Origin of the sequence: Streptomyces pseudovenezuelae, from assembly GCF_029892565.1 — a bacterium.
Lineage (GTDB): Bacteria > Actinomycetota > Actinomycetes > Streptomycetales > Streptomycetaceae > Streptomyces > Streptomyces pseudovenezuelae_A.
In genome coordinates this window covers 310,429-328,684 of the sequence record NZ_JARXVH010000003.1, presented here as the reverse complement: position 1 = coordinate 328,684, position 18,256 = coordinate 310,429, and the positions used below count along the sequence as shown (strand labels likewise).

Annotated in this window: 16 protein-coding genes and 1 tRNA gene; 9 read left to right on the top strand and 8 right to left on the bottom strand. The window is 68.4% G+C overall.

Annotated features, from left to right (window positions below; translation table 11 throughout):
• Window positions 1-26: 26 nt before the first annotated feature.
• Window positions 27-1,037 (bottom strand): hypothetical protein, encoded by a 1,011-nt coding sequence (locus M2283_RS10460; RefSeq protein WP_280875856.1) that lies wholly within the window; start codon window positions 1,035-1,037, stop codon window positions 27-29.
• 961 nt (window positions 1,038-1,998) lie between these two features.
• On the opposite strand from M2283_RS10460, the gene M2283_RS10455 reads away from it, so the two are divergent.
• The gene (locus M2283_RS10455; protein WP_280875855.1) at window positions 1,999-3,255 is read left to right on the top strand and encodes a hypothetical protein; all 1,257 of its coding nucleotides are present in this window, start codon (window positions 1,999-2,001) and stop codon (window positions 3,253-3,255) included.
• A gap of 618 nt (window positions 3,256-3,873) precedes the next feature.
• On the opposite strand, the gene M2283_RS10450 is transcribed toward M2283_RS10455, so the two are convergent.
• Window positions 3,874-6,315 carry a hypothetical protein gene (locus M2283_RS10450; RefSeq protein ID WP_280875854.1) on the bottom strand — a complete coding sequence of 814 codons (2,442 nt, stop codon included), beginning with the start codon at window positions 6,313-6,315 and terminating at the stop codon, window positions 3,874-3,876.
• Window positions 6,316-6,494: 179 nt separating this feature from the next.
• On the opposite strand from M2283_RS10450, the gene M2283_RS10445 reads away from it, so the two are divergent.
• The 4 genes from M2283_RS10445 (at window position 6,495) to M2283_RS10430 (ending at window position 11,080) form a co-directional block, all read left to right on the top strand.
• Window positions 6,495-9,560 (top strand): AfsR/SARP family transcriptional regulator, encoded by a 3,066-nt coding sequence (locus tag M2283_RS10445; protein ID WP_280875853.1) that lies wholly within the window; start codon window positions 6,495-6,497, stop codon window positions 9,558-9,560.
• Window positions 9,561-10,015: 455 nt separating this feature from the next.
• Entirely contained in the window at window positions 10,016-10,420 is a 405-nt protein-coding gene (locus M2283_RS10440; RefSeq protein WP_280875852.1) for a hypothetical protein, read from the top strand.
• Window positions 10,421-10,690: 270 nt separating this feature from the next.
• Complete coding sequence (locus M2283_RS10435; RefSeq protein WP_432423047.1) at window positions 10,691-10,912, top strand: type II toxin-antitoxin system RelE/ParE family toxin; 222 nt, start codon at window positions 10,691-10,693, stop codon at window positions 10,910-10,912.
• A 9-nt stretch (window positions 10,913-10,921) separates the two neighbouring features.
• Window positions 10,922-11,080, top strand: a complete 159-nt coding sequence (locus M2283_RS10430) for a hypothetical protein (RefSeq protein ID WP_280875851.1) — start codon at window positions 10,922-10,924, stop codon at window positions 11,078-11,080.
• A 210-nt stretch (window positions 11,081-11,290) separates the two neighbouring features.
• Here the strand turns inward: M2283_RS10430 and M2283_RS10425 are convergent.
• Window positions 11,291-11,361 (bottom strand) — tRNA-Gly (locus M2283_RS10425).
• Window positions 11,362-11,909: 548 nt separating this feature from the next.
• Here M2283_RS10425 and dcd point away from each other — a divergent pair.
• Both dcd and M2283_RS10415 read left to right on the top strand, forming a co-directional pair.
• On the top strand, window positions 11,910-12,485 hold the full coding sequence (gene dcd, locus M2283_RS10420; protein ID WP_280875850.1) for a dCTP deaminase: 576 nt from the start codon (window positions 11,910-11,912) through the stop codon (window positions 12,483-12,485).
• Window positions 12,486-12,487: 2 nt separating this feature from the next.
• Window positions 12,488-12,997, top strand: a complete 510-nt coding sequence (locus M2283_RS10415) for a phosphoribosyltransferase (RefSeq protein ID WP_280875849.1) — start codon at window positions 12,488-12,490, stop codon at window positions 12,995-12,997.
• 309 nt (window positions 12,998-13,306) lie between these two features.
• Here the strand turns inward: M2283_RS10415 and M2283_RS10410 are convergent, their stop codons facing one another.
• Window positions 13,307-13,537 (bottom strand): hypothetical protein, encoded by a 231-nt coding sequence (locus tag M2283_RS10410; protein WP_280875848.1) that lies wholly within the window; start codon window positions 13,535-13,537, stop codon window positions 13,307-13,309.
• 512 nt (window positions 13,538-14,049) lie between these two features.
• Here M2283_RS10410 and M2283_RS10405 point away from each other — a divergent pair.
• Entirely contained in the window at window positions 14,050-14,490 is a 441-nt protein-coding gene (locus tag M2283_RS10405) for a VOC family protein (protein ID WP_280875847.1), read from the top strand.
• 146 nt (window positions 14,491-14,636) lie between these two features.
• Entirely contained in the window at window positions 14,637-14,861 is a 225-nt protein-coding gene (locus M2283_RS10400) for a hypothetical protein (protein WP_280875846.1), read from the top strand.
• 110 nt (window positions 14,862-14,971) lie between these two features.
• Here the strand turns inward: M2283_RS10400 and M2283_RS10395 are convergent, their stop codons facing one another.
• From M2283_RS10395 to M2283_RS10380, 4 genes are read right to left on the bottom strand one after another with little or no spacing between them, the layout of a single operon-like run.
• Window positions 14,972-16,030 (bottom strand): YIP1 family protein, encoded by a 1,059-nt coding sequence (locus M2283_RS10395; protein WP_280875845.1) that lies wholly within the window; start codon window positions 16,028-16,030, stop codon window positions 14,972-14,974.
• A 60-nt stretch (window positions 16,031-16,090) separates the two neighbouring features.
• Window positions 16,091-16,582, bottom strand: a complete 492-nt coding sequence (locus M2283_RS10390; protein ID WP_280875844.1) for an FG-GAP repeat protein — start codon at window positions 16,580-16,582, stop codon at window positions 16,091-16,093.
• Entirely contained in the window at window positions 16,579-16,797 is a 219-nt protein-coding gene (locus M2283_RS10385) for an FG-GAP repeat protein (RefSeq protein ID WP_280875843.1), read from the bottom strand. Before M2283_RS10385 ends, M2283_RS10390 begins: the two co-directional genes overlap by 4 nt.
• Window positions 16,794-18,227 carry an FG-GAP-like repeat-containing protein gene (locus M2283_RS10380; protein WP_280875842.1) on the bottom strand — a complete coding sequence of 478 codons (1,434 nt, stop codon included), beginning with the start codon at window positions 18,225-18,227 and terminating at the stop codon, window positions 16,794-16,796. The genes M2283_RS10385 and M2283_RS10380 overlap by 4 nt, the downstream gene beginning before the upstream one ends.
• Window positions 18,228-18,256 lie beyond the last annotated feature (29 nt).

The window sequence follows — 18,256 nt, the reverse complement described above, 5'->3', positions numbered from 1 at the left end:
ATCGTCAGCCATCGCGGGGGAAAGTCTCACAAACCCGCCTCGAACTCGGGTTTCGCGACGATGATCCGCCAACGGCGGAGTTCTTCCGTGAGCGTCGACTCGACCCGAATGGCCAATGCCCGGAAGCAGACGGCGAGTTCGAGGCCAGTGGGCTCGGGCTCGGCCCCGGTCTCGGCGAGCAGCTTGCGCAGGGTGTTCTCGTGCCCCAGCAGTTCCTGACGGGTCTCCCGGTACGAGGCGGCCAGCCGCTGTGCGGCGAGCAGATTCTGCACGGCCAACACCGTGTTGCAAAGGGGCGGCAAGCCTGCCGCGAGCAGCGCGATGACCGCGGTGGCCACCGAGGGCTCATCCCCGTCCCGACCCGAGAAGAGGAGGGCGCCGTACGCGAGGGCGACGACGACGGCTGCCAGGATCGCCCCTTTGGCGACCCTGCTGAGGATGCTCTCGGTTCGTTCGCACTTCTCGGCGGCCAGCTCGAAGAACAGGGCCTGGCGCCTGATCCGGTAGTCGAAGTAGGTGCGCATGCGCTCAGTGGTGTCGCTGCGAGTACCCGCACCCGCATTGGGATTGGCATTGGTCGCCCGCCGCCAGACCTCGTCCTGCCAGTGGCTCTCCGCGCCGTCCGTATCCCGGTCGGCGAGGCGGGTGAACCCGTCGAGTTCGGCCGGGCCGGCAGCAGCGAGCAGACTCAGCCGGGCGTCGCGGACCCGCCCGGCCTCCTCATCAGTCCGCCCCAGATAGGGTCCGACGGCCGTGAGGACGAGGAACATCTCACGGCGGAAGAGCTCGGCCCTGACCCGGCTCGTGATCCATGGCCGGGACGGCTCCTGCTCGGTCCACACCGTCCAGACCATAACGACGAGAAGAAGGCACTCGGCGAGGACGAATCCCAGACCCAGGTCACTGCCGTGTTCGAGGAACACGGTCTGGACGGTCAGGAACACCACCGCCAGTGCGGGCAGAACGGCGAGGCGGATGCCGGTCGCCCGGAACCGCCCCTGCTGGTCCACCGAGATCTCGTTCGTCGGACGCGGCACGATGTTCGGGTAGTCGATTGGCCGGCGTACCTCGGGTGCAGGGGCCCAGGCCTCCCGCTGCGGTCGGCCGGCCCGGCGTCGACGACTGTGTGCCCACTCCCGGCCGAGCAGATACCCGCTGTCCAGAAGAACCAGTAGCCAGAGCGCTCCGACCATCGGTAGTGCGACCACCAATGTCGGCACCCTTGTCAGCAGAGCCGCAGCCGTCCAAGCCACCAGGATGGCGGAACTACCAACGACAAGCTGAACCCGCCTGGCAGTTCGCATACTCCCCTACCTCTACGGAGCGGAGGGCGAGAGTATCGAAGATTGCCAGGGCCGGACCGCGGAATCCCCAACGATTCGGTCTGATCGCGGGAAGCGCTTCCGGGCTGTGTACAGGTTGTCTCAACGTGAGCCGTAGAGGACCAGCGCGCTCCCGACGACTCCAGACAACAAACAATCCCCAGGTCGCTGGCCTGGGGATTTTTGGAGCGGGTGACGAGAATCGAACTCGCACTCTCAGCTTGGGAAGCGATGGCGTTTGGGCGGCAGCATGGCTGCTGACCTGCGTGGACGCGTTGTGCTGGCGTCGTTGCGTGTGCCTGGCTGGACCGCTGGTGACCGTGGTTGTCCGCTCTCAAGGGCACGCTCTGGGCACGGTTTTGCGGAAGGAGGGGGTGGCGAGCCTGCGCGCACAGGCTCTGCGCTTGGCTGGGCAGGCGGGGATGTCCAGTCCGGGGCGCCTTTGCGTGTGTACGCGCCTTCTGCTCGGCTCTGGCTCACTTGCCGACGATGGGGCCGTACCACTGGAGTGCCCGGTCGGTGACACCGCCTGGCCCCATCCGACGGCCCACCCGCAGACCCGACAACTCCCTGCCATGCGCCACACGCCAGGGCAAGGGTGTTGCAAGAGGCATGCAAGGAAAGCGTCGTGCGCACAGGGAACCCCCATGCCGTCTGTTGTACGCAGCGACGAGCGATGGGGGATCGCGTGTCTGTCCGAACAACGAAAGCAGCACTGATCGAGCAGGGGCACTGGCTGACAGTGCAGGACTGCAAAAGGGTTCTGGTGGTCATCCACACCGTGACCTTCGCCCAGCGACTGCGCGAGGTCTTCGAACTTCTGGAGACCGACCTGCGCATTCAACTGGTCTTCACGGTCGCACCACATGCCTTCGGGAACGGAGTCACCGACTTCCTGCGGAGTCTGGGCATCGCCACGGTGCCTTGGGAAGAGGCCCTGCAGGCCGAGTTCGACCTCGCGCTCGCGGCGGGCTCCCGCGGAGTGCATGGACTGCGGACTCCGGTCGTACGCATCTCGCACGGGGCAGGGCAGATCAAACTGCTCACCGACGTAACCGCGCTGGCGCCAGGAGAGCGGAGGTCGCCCGGGATGCTGAGCCGCCAGCACCTGCTGCACGAGGGGCGGCTGGTTCCCGCGGCGATCGTCTATGCCCATGAGCGGGATCTCGAGGAACTCGCCCGGTCCTGCCCGGAGGCGCTTGCGGTGGCTCATGTGATGGGAGATCCGTGCGTCGACCGGATCACGGTCGGCAGACTCAGGCGCGATTCCTATCGCCGTGCGCTGGGAATCGAGGACGGACAGCGACTCGTGGTCGTCACCTCCACGTGGGGACCGGCCTCGACGTTCGGGCGGCTCGACTCCCTGCTGCCGCAGCTGTTGAGTCAGTTGCCCGGCGACGGCTACCGGGTCGCGATGCTGGTCCACCCCAATGTGTTCTCGGGGCACGGCAGTCGACAGGTGCACGCCTGGCTGTCCTGTTGCCAGGACCGGGGGATCGCGGTCGTCCCGCCTGAGGCCGACTGGCAGGCGCTGTTGATCGCGGCCGACTGGATCATCGGGGACCACGGATCACTGACCGCCTATGGAACGCTCACGGACGCGACGATGCTGTTGACGGCCGGATACCGGCGTGAGGTGTCGGCCTGTTCTCCGGCGGCTCTGCTGTCTGCCGTCGCGCCGGTAATCGCTCCGGGGTACCCGCTGGCGGAGCAATTGGAGTACGCGGCACAGTCGCACAGCCCGGGACAGTACGACCAGGTCGTTGCCTCGCTGTCGTCGGCGCCGGGGCAGTTTCACCGACGGATGCGTTCAGTGGTCTACCGCATGCTCGGGCTGGGAGAACCGGCGCGTCCGCCGTTCGTCGCGCCGCCCCCGCTGCCGCCGTCCCTGACGCGGTGGGAGATCTCCACGGGCAGCGGGGCGGCGCCGTGAGCGACCGGCCCGCGAACCCCGAGCCGGATGCCGGGTGGGTCACGGTGTGCTTCCGCGCGGCACGGAACGGTCGGGTATCCCGTGGTGACGGCTTCGACGACCGGTCCTCCTTCGTCGTCTGGCGTTCGGATACGGCGCACGGCCCGGCTCTCGTCCGATCCGACCCGCTGCCCTCGTCGGCGGGGGATCGCGCGTATCCGTACCCGTCGGCCTGCCCGCACGCGTTCGGCCCGCTTCCCTGCGATGTCCACCTGTGGGTGGACGCGGACGGCCCGGAACGGACAGAGCTCATGGAACACGCCGATGTGCTCGTGAGCCGTGTGCCCCTGCCGCCGGTGTCGGCTCACCGGCGGGTGCGCGAGTTGCTGGCGGGCCATCCCGGATGCCTTGCTGCCGCCGTACCTGATACAGCCCTGGTGTGTGTGGTCGGGGTACGGGACCGGAGGGATGCCGTGTCGTTCGTACGGCCGGATCGGTGCGGATCCGATGCTCCGGTCCCGCCGCAGGCGGTCGTCTCGGTCGTCCACGCCTGGGTGGTGTCCGGGGGATCGCCCCGCGCGCTGCGTTCCATCCTTCCGATACCGAGTCGCTGAGCGGCGGGACGGCCGGCCGTGGCGGTCACGGCTGCCGCAGCCGGTCGTCCAGACGTTGTGCGTCCTCGGGGCTCAGGCGTCGGAAGAGATCCCGGGCGGCCTCGTAGTAGCGTACCGATTCGGCGTGATCGCCACGTGACTCGGCGGCTTGTCCGAGCCATTCGAGGCAGCGTGCCTCCCAGTGCTCCGACCGGGCGTCGCCCGCCTGGAAGCGCGCGAGCGCCTCCCACAGTCGGCGGACGCCTCCGTCGCGGTCCCCGTCGCGGTCCAGGACATGGCCGAGAAGGGCCAGGACGCGGGTCGCCTCGTACGTCTCTCCCAGCGCATCCAACTCAGCGTGGGCCCGGCGCAGTTGCTCGGTGGCGGTGGTCAGATCGCCGTCGGCCAGGGCGGTTTCGCCGAGGCGCCGCCGGGAGAGGGCGGCCCCACGCCGGTAGCCGATCGACTCCCTCAGCCGCAGGGCGTGCTCGAAGTGGTCGCGTGCCTCGTCGAGCCGGTGGGCCAGGAGACTGACGTGTCCCAATCCGCTTACGGCCTGCGCTTGTTGGCGTACGTCGCGGTCCGCCGTGGCCGTCTCCAGCGCCTGGCGGTACCAGTCGGCCGCCTCCAGGTACCGGCCGGCGTTGCGCAGACCGATCGCGCCGGAGGTGAGCATGCGGCCCTCTCCTTCCCTCGATCCGCTCCGGCGTGCGGCTTCGAGACCGAGTTGGTGTGCCTCGATCCACATCCCGGACGGACGCAACCGGAGAAAGAGGGGCCACATGAGGTCCGTCAGACGCCAACAGGAAAAGTCCCAGCCCGCCCGGTCCGAGTGCCGTACGGCCCCCATCAGTCCGTTGCGGTGCGTGTCCAACCAGGTGAGCGCCTCCTCGGGACCGTCGAGTGGGGTCGGAGGCACGGTTCCCGCGGGGAGGCCGTGCCCCGGCAGCCGGTGGCTGGGGGTGAGGATGCCCTCCGCCGAAGCCGCGGTGGACAGGCACCAATCGACGAAGCGGCGCAGCGCGCGTTCGCGCCCGCCGAGGTCCTCCAGCTCCTTGCCGAGCCGACGGGCGTGCGGTTGGACGAGGTCATGGAATCGACAGGTGCCCGGACCCGTCTCCTCCAGGAGATTCGCCTCCACGAGCGCGTTGACGGCGATATCGGCGGATTGCCCGGTCCCAGGCGATCCCTCCCCGTCGTCCGCGAGGCCGGTCAGGAACGAGAGGTCGAAGCGATCAGCGGGAAGCAGTCCCATCCGGCGGTAGAGCGCGCGGCTCTCGTGCGGGAGGACGTCGTACGACATGTCGAGTGCCGTATGCATCACGGCCTCCCCGTCGACGCGCAGCGCGTCGACGACACCCCGGCCTCCGGACAGGCTGTCGGCCAGGGCGGACACGGAATGGTGGGGGCGCAGGGCGAGTTGGGCGGAGGCCAGGGCCACTGCCAGCGGCAGGCGGCCGCACAGTCTGACCACTTCGCGCGCGGCGGCTGGCTCCCGCGCCACGCGCGTTCCGCCGCCGACGGCGAGGAGTTCGACGGCCGCCCCGGCGGGGAGCCCTTCCAGCCGGTGCACGGCGGCGCCGTCGGCGCGCAGTCCGGTCAGGTTGTTTCTGCTGGTCACCATGGTGAGGCCGGTCGGCGTACCGAGCAGCAGCGGGCGTACCTGAGCCGCCGTGAACGCGCTGTCCAGAAGGACGGCCAGCCGTAGTCCCGCGGTCAACGAACGCCACAGCGCGCTCCGTTGTGCGATCCCGGCAGGCACCGAGGACGCGCCGAGCGCGACCAGGAAGGCTTCCAGGACGACGGCAGGGGAGAGGGGACCGTCGGCGGTCCCTCCGCCCAGGTCGGCGTAGAGCTGGCCGTCGGGAAAGCCGGCGGCGTGCTCGTACAGCCAGTGGGCGGCGAAGGTGGTCTTCCCGATGCCCGCGAGCCCGCTGACCACCAGGATCTGGGGAGCGTGCGCCGGTCGCCGGGCACGCAGGGTGTCGAAGGTCCGCCGGTCGGCCTCCCGGTCGAGGAACCGTGCGGTCACCGGAGGCAGTTGACGGGGCACGGGGAGGCGGGGCGGGGGAGCCGGGGAGGGCGAGTGGAAGTGGATGCCCCCGTGGATGTCCCGGGCCTGCACGCTGGGGCCGTGGAGCACGGAGTCGCCACTGATGACGTTGGCGGTCGCCGAGGGCGCGGAACCGGGTGATGTGCGGGCAGGGCCGTGATGGTGGTGCAACCACTCGGTCAGCGCCTGCTGTGTCGCCGTGTCGCGTGAGGCCAACGCGCGGATCTCCTGGGCCAGTTCCCGCCAGGACGCCACCTCGGTCGGCTGTCCCTGCGCGGTGTACGGGGGCCAGAGACGGGTCACCGACGGGTCCGCGCGGGCCGCCGTGTACACCACTCGGGCCAGATCGCGCCACGCGCGGGACTCTGGGTCGGCGCCGCAGGCGACCATCGCCGAGAGCAACGTCTCCAGTCCGTCTGGGGAGAAATCACGCACGTGGGCAACTCCTTTCGTTTCTTCGGGAGTCACTCCCCGCTCCGGACAAGATGTGAACTAATTAGGCTATTTATCGGTCAACATTAGACTCGTAGCGTTCTCCTGTGGTCGTAGGTGCCAGGGGCATGACACTCTCGAATGCTCGGCAATCGCAGGCCCTACCGGCGGGGAGGACGCTGGTGGAGTTCGAGATCAGGCTTTCGGGATCGGTGGAGCTTCGGGCAGAGGGCCGCCGTAGTGACCTGGGATCGACGAAAACGAGGATCGCGCTCGCCGCCCTCGCCTGGGACGCGGGCCGTACGGTGAGTGTCGACACCCTGATCCACCGCATCTGGGACGAGCATCCGCCCGGCAAGGCGAGGGAAGCGCTCCACACCCACATCTCGCGGATCCGGGGCTCCCTGCGGATCGCGGGGGGCGACGCCCCCGCGATCGTCAGCCGTACGAACTCCTACTCTCTGGAGGTCGACCCGGACCGGGTGGACCTGCGCTGCTACACGAACTGCGTCGAGCGAGCCCGCTCCCTGAGGGACAGCGGGGACGAGGAAGCCGCCCTGCGCTTGCTGGACCGGGCGAACGGGCTCTGGCACGGTGAACCGCTGGCCGGGATCAGCGGATCCTGGGCCGAGCATCTGCGCGCCGCCATCGGTGAGACCGGCCTGGTGGCCGCGGTGACCAGGGCGGAGATCCTGCTCGACGGAGGGAAGTTCACCGACGCCGTTCCCGTGCTCCTGCCGTTGACCGAGGCGCATCCGGTGGACGAGGCCTTGGCCGAACGGCTGGCCGTCGCCCTGTACGGCAGCAACCGGACGGCCGAGGCGACCAGACTGCTTCAGCGAACGCGGCAGCGAGTCGTCCGTGACATCGGTCTCGACGCCGGCCGTGGGCTGCACCGGGTCCACCAGGGAATCCTGGCGGGGATGCCCGCGGCGACCCTGCTGTCCCGCGCCGGAACCGACGGGAAGACGGCTCCGCGGCCGACGCATCGGGTTCCGGACAATCTGCCGCGCGATGTTCCGTGGGCCGGACGGCGCGACGAACTGCGGCGGCTCACGGCGGCCCTCTGCGAGGGACGGGGAGCCTCGGACATCGTCACCGTCGAGGCCATTCATGGAATGGGGGGTGTGGGGAAAAGCGCCCTGGCTGTCCATCTGGCGCATCGATTACGGGACCGGTTCCCGGACGGGCGCATCTTCCTTCACCTGGGCGGGTGTTCCGCCGACCGCACACCGCCGACGCCGGCGCGGGCACTCACCGAACTGCTGCGGCTGCTGGGCCTGGCCGCCAAGGAACTACCTCGCGAACTCGACGAGTTGGTCGCACTGTGGCGTTCGGTGGCGCGCGATCGCCGGATGCTGGTGATCCTCGACGACGCGACCTCCTCCGCCCAGATCCGTCCCCTGCTTCCAGGCGCCTCCCCGACAGCGGTTCTCGTGACCAGCCGCCGACGGCTGCCCGAACTGCCAGGAGTACGGCCGGTCTCCCTCGACGCGCTGCCGCCCGAGGACGCCGCGGCGCTCTTCTCGCAGCGGCTGGGAAGGGGGCGCGAGACCGATCCGTCGGACGTGGCGGAAATCGTCCGGGTTTGCGGGAGTCTCCCGCTGGCTATCGAGATCGCCGCGAGCCGGTTGCTTGCCCGCGCCTCGTGGACCACGTCCGACCTGTTGCGGCAACTGGCCGGCAGCGGTGGCCATCTGGCTCAACTGCACGACATGGACAGGGCGTTGGCGCCCGTCTTCGCAACCTCGTACGACGCTCTGAACGCCGAGCAGCAGCTCGTCTTCCGCCGCGTCGGGCTGCACATGGGGGTGGCGTTCGGGCCACGGGCGATCGCCGCGCTCACAGGATTCTCCCTGGAAACGGCCGAAGGCGTACTAGAGGAACTTCTGGCTCATTACCTTGTGTCCGAGCCAACGCCACACCGTTTCACCATGCATGATCTTCTGCGCGACTACGCGCGATCGCTGATCGAAACTGGCGACATCGATTCCGAGAGTGATGTCCGACAGGCCGAACAACGCCTGGTGGATCACTACGTTCATTCCGCGGACCAGGCCGACCGGCTGGCCTATCCCTTCCGCTCGCGCACGGAACTCGACACCAGAGATCCCGCCACTCCACCATGTCCGGAAATCGTCGACGCGCAGTCGGCAGAACAGTGGCTGATCGCCGAATCGGCCAATCTTCTGGACACTCTGGACTGGCTTGTACACCATGGCACGGAACGTCAACTCGCTATTTCCGTCCATGTGTTGGCGGGATTCCTGGATATGGAGGGACACCTTGCCGCGGCCGAGCCGTTGCTGCGGCGCGCCACAGAACATTGGAGCGCCGCAGGTGACAGCGAGGCCAGAGCGCGAGCTCTGCTCGACCTCTGCGCCGTGTACACCCACGGCTCCCGCTACGACGAGGCGATCTCGGCCGCGCGCGAGGCGCTCGACATCGCGCGTTCCCTGCGTGACCGGGTGCTGGAGAGCGAGTGCATCCACCAACTCTCGATCTCCCTGTGGCAGACGGGTCAGTACACGCTGGCCAGGTCGCTCCAGAAGGACTCTCTGAATTTTCTACTGCAAACTGGAAGTCTCCTCCGGATCGCACGCTGTCGAAACTTGCTGGGGATAACTCACCTCCATCTGTCCGAGAACGAAGAAGCGTTGGCATGCTTTACCTCGGCCCTGGCCGATTTCACGGCAATAGGAGACGAGCGGGGAAGGTATAGCGCGCTGAACAACGCGGCGGAACTCTACAAAAGAACAGAACGTATGGAGGCTGCGGAAGTTGCTTACCGTCAGGCGATGGTCGTGGCGGATCGGATGGGAAATCCGAGAGACAAGGCCACGCTTCAAATGAATGTGGCATCCGTCATGGACGCGCTCGGCCGGACCGATGAGGCCCTCGCGTTGTACGGCACGGTGCTGCCGGTGCTGCAGGCCGTCGGAGACCGGCGCGCGGAGGCGATCGCGCTCACTCGAATCGGCAGGGCACACCGCGCGGCCGGCCGCACGGAGGAGGCCCTGCGGCAGCATGTCACCGCACTTGAGGTGGCACGTGCCATTCACGCGGCGGGTGAGGAGGTCGATGTGCTCTACGACTTGGCCCTGGCCGAACAGGATGCGGGTCGCACGTCTCAGGCCGTGGCCCATTTGGAGGCCAGCGTGGCGCTCAGCCGACGTATGGGCGCTACCGCCGAGGAGGCCCGTGCCGCGGGGGTGTTGGCGGCGCTTCGGGGCGAAGACACTGCGTAGGAAATTCGGGGGTCGGTGGGCCGGCGTGCATGGATACACGCGTAAACCGGCGCGGAGTTCAGCTGTGTTGCCGTGAGTGTGCACACGTGTCCGAGTGAGGCGCTACTGTACTCACGTCCGAGGCACTGGAGCCGTCGCTCCTGGCTGGAGTTCTGGCTCGCCCGCGTTTCAGACGTTGTCCGTCGCTTCTTGAAAGACAGAAAGGTGCAAGGCTTCGTGAGATACCTGATCGCCGCCGTAACACTCACATGCATCGCATACGCAATCAGTAGCGGCTCCGGCCCCACCTACTTGAGCATGTGAACGACCCGGTGTCCGGTATCTGTTGCTCGTGGCTCGGTACCGGACACCGGCCTCCCGGATGTGGCCGACCGCGACCGCTCCAGTGAGCGGGCGGTTCTGAGACGATGGAGTTCCGATCCGTTCGACTCCGCTGGGCCACTGGGGGTACAGGCGTGGATCCGATCTCGGCGAGCCTTCTCGTGGCGGCGGCGACCGGGGCAGGTGGTGAGATGGGCCGGCAGCTCTGGGAAGCACTGCGTGGGTTGGTCCGGAGAAATCCCGTAGAGCAAGCCACGGGATCGCTGGGTCCGGCGACCGGGGAAGTTGAACTGGCCTCTTTGTCCGAGGCTCCCCATGATGTCGACCGAGCACGGGCACTCAGTGACGCCTTGAGTCGCCGAGCGGAACAAGACCCCTTGTTCCGCGCGAACTTGACGCAATGGCAGCAGGAGGCGCAGCTGCTGCGCACCGGAGACGGGGACACGACCAACACCATCAGCGGCGGCAATCAGAACGCGCCGGTCGTGCAGGGACGTGACTTCTCCGGGATCAACTTCAATGTCCCGGGCCAGGGGTAGCGCTCTTGGTACCGGTTGGCCCCTGAGCAGGAGTACGGCTCGTTCGGTGTAGTCGGTGGGCAGGTGACACTGTGGGACCTCGCGTCGGGCGACGCCTTACCTGTACCTGCCCACGCGGTTCAGGTTCTCCCGGCCGGGACGGTGAGCCCGGTGTGTCGATACCGCGTACTTGTCGTTCCTGAGCTTGGTCGTCGATAGCTGGAGGAAAAGGGATCGTTTTCTGGCTGTTGCCGACTTGCGTGAGACGGTCCCACGCCGGGGCGCCCTCTCGTGGACCGGCTCAAAGGATCGGAACTGCATCATCTGAAGGAGCTGCGGCCGAGATCGGGCGGTCGGTCCGAGACCCGGGTCATCGTCGCCTTCGACCCGACGCGTTCGGCCCTCCTGCTTCTCGGAGGCAACAAGGCTGGAAACTGGGAGCGCTGGTACCGCGACAACATTCCTCTGGCTGAACAGCTCTACCGTGACTACACCTGCGACACGGAGGATTGAGGAGTGAGTATGCCCAAGAAGGCCCCGCAGGACTGGGGGACCCTGGAGCAGGAGCTGTACTCGGCCGGCGTGGATCCTGCCGAGGTGGAAGCCGGATCGCGCCGCTTCCTGGCGGAAGCCCGTGGGCACCAACTGGCTGAGGCACGCAAGCAGTACGTGCTGGCGTAGAAGGATGTCGCGGCCCGCATGAGGGTGAGTATTGCCCGCGTGTCCCAGATTGAGCGCGGCGAGGTCGCCACTCTCGATGTCGTCGCGCCCTCCGTCAAGCCCGCGTGCCCTCCGCGTGCCCAATCTTCGGGCGCATAGCAGTGCGAAAAGGGCAAGAGAGGTAACGGCAAAAGCGCAAGCCCCAGGCCGCTGACCTGGGGCTTTCGTAAGAGCGGGTGACGAGAATCGAACTCGCACTCTCAGCTTGGGAAGCTGATGTTCTACCACTAAACTACACCCGCGTAAGACGCCGGTTGAACCGGTGTCGAATGCCCGCTCACTCTACCTCATGCCTGGCCCCCGGCGCTGAAGCCGTGGGGCCAGTTGGCGTTTCGGAGGGTGGACGTGCGTGCGGGGGGCCGGAGTTGGGGCGTACGGTGGAGACGTGGAAGAGGGTCCGGGCGGGACCGGAGTGCCGCCTGGTGAGTCGTCTCTTTGATCCCGTAATGTGGCGTTTTGTCGTCAGGTCAGCAGCAGCCAGACGCGGCTCTTGGGGAAGGGACTCATGGACTTGATGGAGCGCACCGTCGTCCGTTGTGCGGATGGGCACGTGTTCAGTACCGCTTCGTTCCCGATGCAGCAGGCCGAGCGGCTCGGCCCCGGCCGACTCGTACGGTGTCCACGGTGTGCCCGGCTCCGCAGTGTGGTGCCGGTCAGCCTGGAGAAGCAGTAAGCAGTAAGCGGTAGGCGGTAAGCAGCACCAGCAGGCAGCGGTAACGCGTACGAAGAAGCGGGCGCGCGGGTTCGGCACGATTGTGGTCGGTCCGCGCGTCTTGCGTATCCTCGGGGCGTGCTTCTCTCAGACAAGGACATCCGGGCCGAGATCGACGCCGGGCGGGTCCGGATCGATCCCTACGACGAATCCATGGTGCAGCCGTCCAGTGTCGACGTGCGCCTCGACCGCTACTTCCGGGTGTTCGAGAACCACCGCTACCCCCACATCGACCCGTCCGTCGAACAGGCGGACCTGACGCGACTGGTGGAGCCCGAGGGCGACGAGCCGTTCATCCTCCACCCGGGGGAGTTCGTGCTCGCCTCGACGTACGAGGTCGTCAGCCTCCCCGACGACCTCGCCTCGCGCCTGGAGGGAAAGTCCTCCCTCGGCCGGCTCGGACTCGTCACCCACTCCACGGCCGGCTTCATCGACCCGGGATTCTCCGGGCACGTGACGCTGGAGCTCTCCAACCTCGCGACCCTCCCCATCAAGCTGTGGCCGGGCATGAAGATCGGCCAGCTGTGCATGTTCCAGCTCAGCTCGGCGGCCGAGTTCCCCTACGGCAGCGAGCGCTACGGCTCCCGCTACCAGGGCCAGCGCGGACCGACCGCCTCCCGCTCCTTCCTCAACTTCCACCGAACGCAGGTGTGAGCATGAGCGACATACGGGAGAACCTGACCTACGAGGCGTTCGGCGTCGCGGTGCGCGAGCTCGCGCAGACCATCGCCGACGACGGGTACGAGCCCGACGTCGTCCTCAGCATCGCCCGCGGCGGCGTCTTCGTCGCCGGCGGCCTCGCCTACGCCCTCGACTGCAAGAACATCAGCCTCGTGAACGTCGAGTTCTACACGGGCGTCGGCACCACCCTCGAAATGCCCGTCATGCTCGCGCCCGTCCCCAACGTCATCGACTTCTCCGACCAGAAGGTCCTCATCACCGACGACGTCGCCGACACCGGCAAGACGCTCAAGCTCGTACGCGACTTCTGCCTCGACGCCGTCGCGGAGGTGCGCAGCGCCGTCATCTACGAGAAGTCGCAGTCGCTGGTGAAGTGCGAGTACGTGTGGAAGCGGACGGACGACTGGATCAACTTTCCGTGGAGTGTCTTGCCGCCGGTACACAGGTCGGGGGAAGCGGCCAAGCCGAACAGGGAAGCGGTCTGACCTGCGGGTACTACGGACGGGCGGCAGAACCCGCGACGTACACCCTGCCGCCTCAGGAACATGATCGCTTCGAGGGGCTGAACCACAGAAAGGGTCCGCTTCGATCACGTGGCGGCGCGTCTCGGCTCGATTGCCTGACGTCGGTGAGGCCGAGCTTTTCGGCCTGCCAAATGGTGTCCCTGTCCTCAGTGTCCTGGTCATCGCACGTGACGCGTCCGGCCAGGCTTTGCAGGGTCTCTGACGTGCTGCTTCCTGCTGACGGGCAGGAACTCGAAGACACCTACCGGCTGAACTGACGGGCCCTCCGCCTCATGCCCGTGGCTGCCGGCCGGCGAGTCGGAAGATCAGGTACGTGATTCCCAGAATGAGGTCTACGGCCGCCCACAGTCCGATGATCAAGCCCACGCCGATCGTGGTGCCGACGTCGCTCGCGTCGTTGCACAGGCTCAGTCTTGCGCCGGTCCTCCCCTGGCACGACTCAGGTGTGCCGCTTCCGCTCGCGGCTCCTGCGATCACCCAGATCAGGAACAGGATCTGCACGGCCAGGAAGATCCAGAAGAAGACGCGATGTCGCTTGCGGGGGAGGGGCGTTGTTGCCTGACTCTGGTACGGAGACTGGCCAGGTGGAGGGCTTTGCGGCTGTTCCGGCCAGGGATGTGACGGAGATGCTGGCGCCTCGGGATTCCGTGGGCCCCAGGATTGTCCTGGGGAGGTCTTGGGATGCCGAGCGTGATGCAACTTGCTCATGATCCGGCCCTTCTGGGCGTTGCTCATTCCATCGTGCGCCTCGGGCGTCGCTTGTGCTCGCCGGGTGACTGAAGACTGCTCGCGACCATGAGGTCAACGGGTTCTGCCTGGTCCGGGACCAGCCGTAACGCCGACACCGGAACCTGGACGGTGCGGACCGGCAACATGTTGCCCGGGTTCCCCGTGCGCCGAGCTCGCCGTGGCAGAGGATGTCGAGGACAGCATCCCCGCCGCACCCCACCGCACCCCACCGCACCCCGCCCCACTCCACTCCACCCCGACCCACCCCACCAAGGAGCCCCGTCATGGCGATTCAGCGGATGGACAACGTTCTCATCGTCGTCGAGGACATCGACGTCGTCATCGCGTTCTTCGTCGAGCTCGGCATGGAGTTGGAGGGGAAGGGGCCCGTCGAGGGGGCGTGGGTGGAGGGTGTCATCGGGGTCAGTGGGGTGCGGCAGGACGTTGCGATGCTGCGGATCCCGGACGGGCACGGGCGGATCGAGTTGGCGCAGTTCCACGCGCCGAAGGCGATCAGGTCCGAGCCGGAGGACGCGCCGGCGAACACGTTGGGGATTCGGCGCATCATGTTCGCCGTCGACGACATCGACGACGTCATCGCCCGCCTGCGTACGCACGGCGCCGAACTCGTGGGTGACGTGGCGCGGTACGAGGACATCTATCGGCTCTGTTACGTCCGCGGCCCCGAGGGCATCATCGTCGGACTGGCCGAGCAGCTCAGCTGAGCGCTGCAAGGGCGTTCGCCTGGCGTTGCACCCGGCCGGGCGGGTATAGGCGTAGTGTTCCGACCGAATCGAACATTTGATCGAGCTGCGAGGGTCGTATGACGCACCGGAGTGCGGGGCCGTACATCCCGGATGATCCTGAGGACATGTCCGGACCGATTCGGGTGATCGTGCTTCCTCCGTCGCCGACGGGGGGCCGACGGGTGCGCGTGGACGGCGAGATCCTCGGGCTGGCGCACAACGTGGTGGATCTCGCCGAGTTCCTTCGCCGGGCCGGGTTGGAGATCGATCCGGCGGAGGTGGCGCAGGTGTCGTGGATCGACTGGCGTGGGGTGGGGCCGGAGCAGTGGGGGCCGGAGGCGGACGTCTGAAGAGTGACTCGACCCGACCCGACCCGACCGGATCGGATCGGAATCGGAAAGGGGCTCCTGGCGATCAGATCGCCGGGAGCCCCTTCCACGTACCGCCGTACCGCCAAGAATCAGAACGTGCCCAGCTTCACGATCGACAGGATCGCGATCAGCTGGATCGCCGACGCGCCCAGCGCCTTCGGCCACGGGAGGTCGTGGGAGCGGCTGACCATCAACGTCAGGAGGGCGCCCGCGGCTACCCAGGTGGCCCAGCCGAGGAGTTGGACGAAGGTGGCGTCGCCGCCGAGGAACATGGCCACGACCAGGCGGGGGGCGTCCGTGAGGGACATGATCAGCATGGAGAGGCCGACCGTGGGCTGCCAGGCGCCGTCGCCGCCGAGCTGGCGGGCCAGGGTGTGGGTGACCACGCCCAGGACGAAGGACGAGAGCACCATCGCGACGGCCGTGGTCAGGACGATCGGGATGGCGTTCGACAGGGTGGCGTTTATCGCGTCTTTCCGCGCGCCGTCGAAGCCGAAGACCGCCAGCAGGCCGTAGAGGAACGTCACGATCAGGGCCGGGCCCCACATCGCGTAGTCCCGCATGCGCAGGAATGTCTGCTGGGGGGACAGGAAGATGCCCCTCAGCAGGTCCTTCCAGTGCAGGCGCGGGCCGGTCGGGCCTGACGGGGCCGCCGAGCCGGCGTGGTACGTCCCGCCCTGGTTGTACGCGTCGCCCGGGGCGCCCTGGTTGTACGGGGCCTCGCCGACCGAGAACGACTGGGTGTGGCCCGGGTTGTTGGCCGCGTACGGGTCGGGGTTGCCCTGCGGTGCGTACGCGCCGCCGTCGCCGAAGTACTCCGGCTCGCCCTGGTTGCCGTAACCGCCCTGCCCGCCGTAACCGCCGTGCCCGCCCTGTCCGGGGTTCGGCTGCGGCCACTGGCCGCCGCCCCCGTTGCCGTACTGCTGCTGCCCGGGGTGGGGCTGCGGCGCGGCGGGGTAGCCGTACGACGGTCTCTGCGGCGCCTGCTGTCCGTACGGGGGGTTTTGCGGTCGCGTCTGCGGAGCGCCGTTGTTCCTGCCGCCCCGTCCGATCCTGAATCCAGCCACGTTGTCGAACGTACCTGGTTCCGCCGGAACGCGTGTCGGGCCCGGCGTTCCGGGCCGGGCTTTGCTGCCGAGCTGTGACATCCCTTAGGGGGCCCGAGCCGGGTGCCCTAAGGGATGTCGAGATACCGGATACGACGACGGTCAGCTGCCCAGCGTCTTGCCGAACCCCGGGCTGCCCGTCGTCGCCACGTCCGTCGCCGACGGGCCGAAGCTCACCGCGCCCGAGGTCGTCGGGCCGGTGGTCGTGCCCCGCAGGGACCACACCGCGCCGTCGCCCGCGTTCTCGCCCGGCGCCGACACGGTCAGCTCGGCACGCCGGTCGCCGGTGTGGTCCACAAGGGTGGTGCGGCCGCCGAAGCGGTCGGACTTCTCGCCGGCGCCGGGGACGCCCGCCGTGTTCTGGGAGTACGCCTTGGCGCCCGAGGTCTTGAGGCCGGAGGCCGAGCCGTACAGGACGGTCAGCGAGCCCGCCCCGGAGTTCTCGCCGGACGCGCCGATCGCGAGGTCGGCGTACCCGTCGCCGTTGACGTCGCCCAGGGAGACGCCGGAGCCGAAGGCGTCGCCGGTCTCCGAGGTGTCGGGGACGCCCGCGGTGTTCTGCGTGAGGGTGAGCGGCGTGCGGCCGGTGTTCACGCCGTCCGAACGACGGAGACCGCGCCCGCCCCCTTCTTGCCGCCGACGGTGGCGGCGGGCGCGCCGATCGCGAGGTCGGCCTTGCCGTCGCCGTTGAAGTCGTACGGCTTCGCGGGCGTCGCGGCCTGGGCTGCGGGGGCGGTGAGGGCGAGCGGGGTGAGGCCGGCCGCGAGCAGGACGGCCAGGCGGCGGCAGGTCGTTCGGCGGTACGTCACTGGCCGATCACCCAGCCGAAGGACGCGTCGCCCTTGAGGGAGACGTCACGGGCGCTGAGGAACTTGGCACCGCTGGTGGTGAGGCCGGAGGCGGCGCCGCGCAGGACGGTGATCGCGCCGTAGGCGTTCTCGTAGCCGGAGCCGACGACCAGGTCGGCCTTGCCGTTCTTGTCGAGGTCGACCAGGCGGACGGACTGGCCGAAGGAGTCGCCGCTCTCGTCGGCGCCGGGCACGCCCGCGGTGTTCTGCGTGTACACCTTGGCGCCGGAGCCCTTGAGGCCGGTGGCCGAGCCGAACAGGATCGTCACCGAACCCGAGTCCCTGGCCTTGCCGTTGTCCTCGCCGAAGGCGCCCACCGCGACGTCGGCGTACTTGTCGCCGTTGACGTCACCGACGCTCAGCGCCGAGCCGAAGAGGTCCGCGGCCTCGCCGGTGCCGGGCACGCCCGCCGAGTCCTGGTGGATGACCGTCGGCTTCTGTGCCGGGTCGGGGCCGTTCGGGCCGCCGTACCAGACGCTGATCTGGCCGCCCTTGTGGCCCGTCTTCTTGTCGCTGCGCGGGTCCTCGTGGTCGCCGAGGACGAGGTCACCGTAGCCGTCGCCGTTGATGTCGCCGACCGCGCCCTGGTCGCCGTCGGCCAGCGGCAGCTCGGTCCGGGCGTAGTTCGACTCCGGGTGGGAGTCGTAGCCCTCGGGGTCGTAGCCGAAGTAGCCGATGACGCCGCCGAGGTCGCCGTCGGTCGCGTACGGGTACACGCGCTCGGCCGCGCCGTCGGCGTCCAGGTCGCCCGCGATCACGCCGTACGTCGAGCCGACCTCGCCCACGGAGGTCAGGCCGACGGGCTTCCCGGCGCGGGTGAACGGGCCCTTGTACAGACCGGTGCGGCTCTGGCCGGTGACCGTCACGTCCGTCTTGCCGTCGCCGTCGAAGTCGCCGGTCGCGATGCCGGAGGAGTAGCCGCCCCACTCGTTCAGTCCGCCCGGCGAGGGCAGCACCGAACCGCCGGTCAGGCCGGACTTGCCGCCCCAGATGACGGTGGCGGTGCCGATGCCGTCGCGGGAGCCGATGCTCTCGTACTGGGCGCCGACCACGAGGTCCGCGTAGCCGTCGGCGTTCAGGTCGCCGGCGGCGAGGCTGTTGCCGAAGCGGTCGCCCTGCTCGGCGGCGCCGGGGACGCCGGCGGAGTTCTGGGTGATGACCGTCTTCTTCGCGGCCGAGACGCCGGAGGCGGAGCCGTACAGGACGACGACCGCGCCCGCGTACTGGACGGAGCCGACGTCGGCGCTGTCCGCGCCGATGGCGACATCGCGATAGCCGTCGCCGTTGAAGTCACCGGCCAGCCTGGAGGGCGCCGCGGTCGCGGTGCCGGGCAGAGCGGTGAGCAGGCCGGTGGTGAGCCCGACGGCCAGCAGGAGGGTGCGCTTGCGCAAGGAGGCGCTCCAGGGAGGAAAGGTAGGGG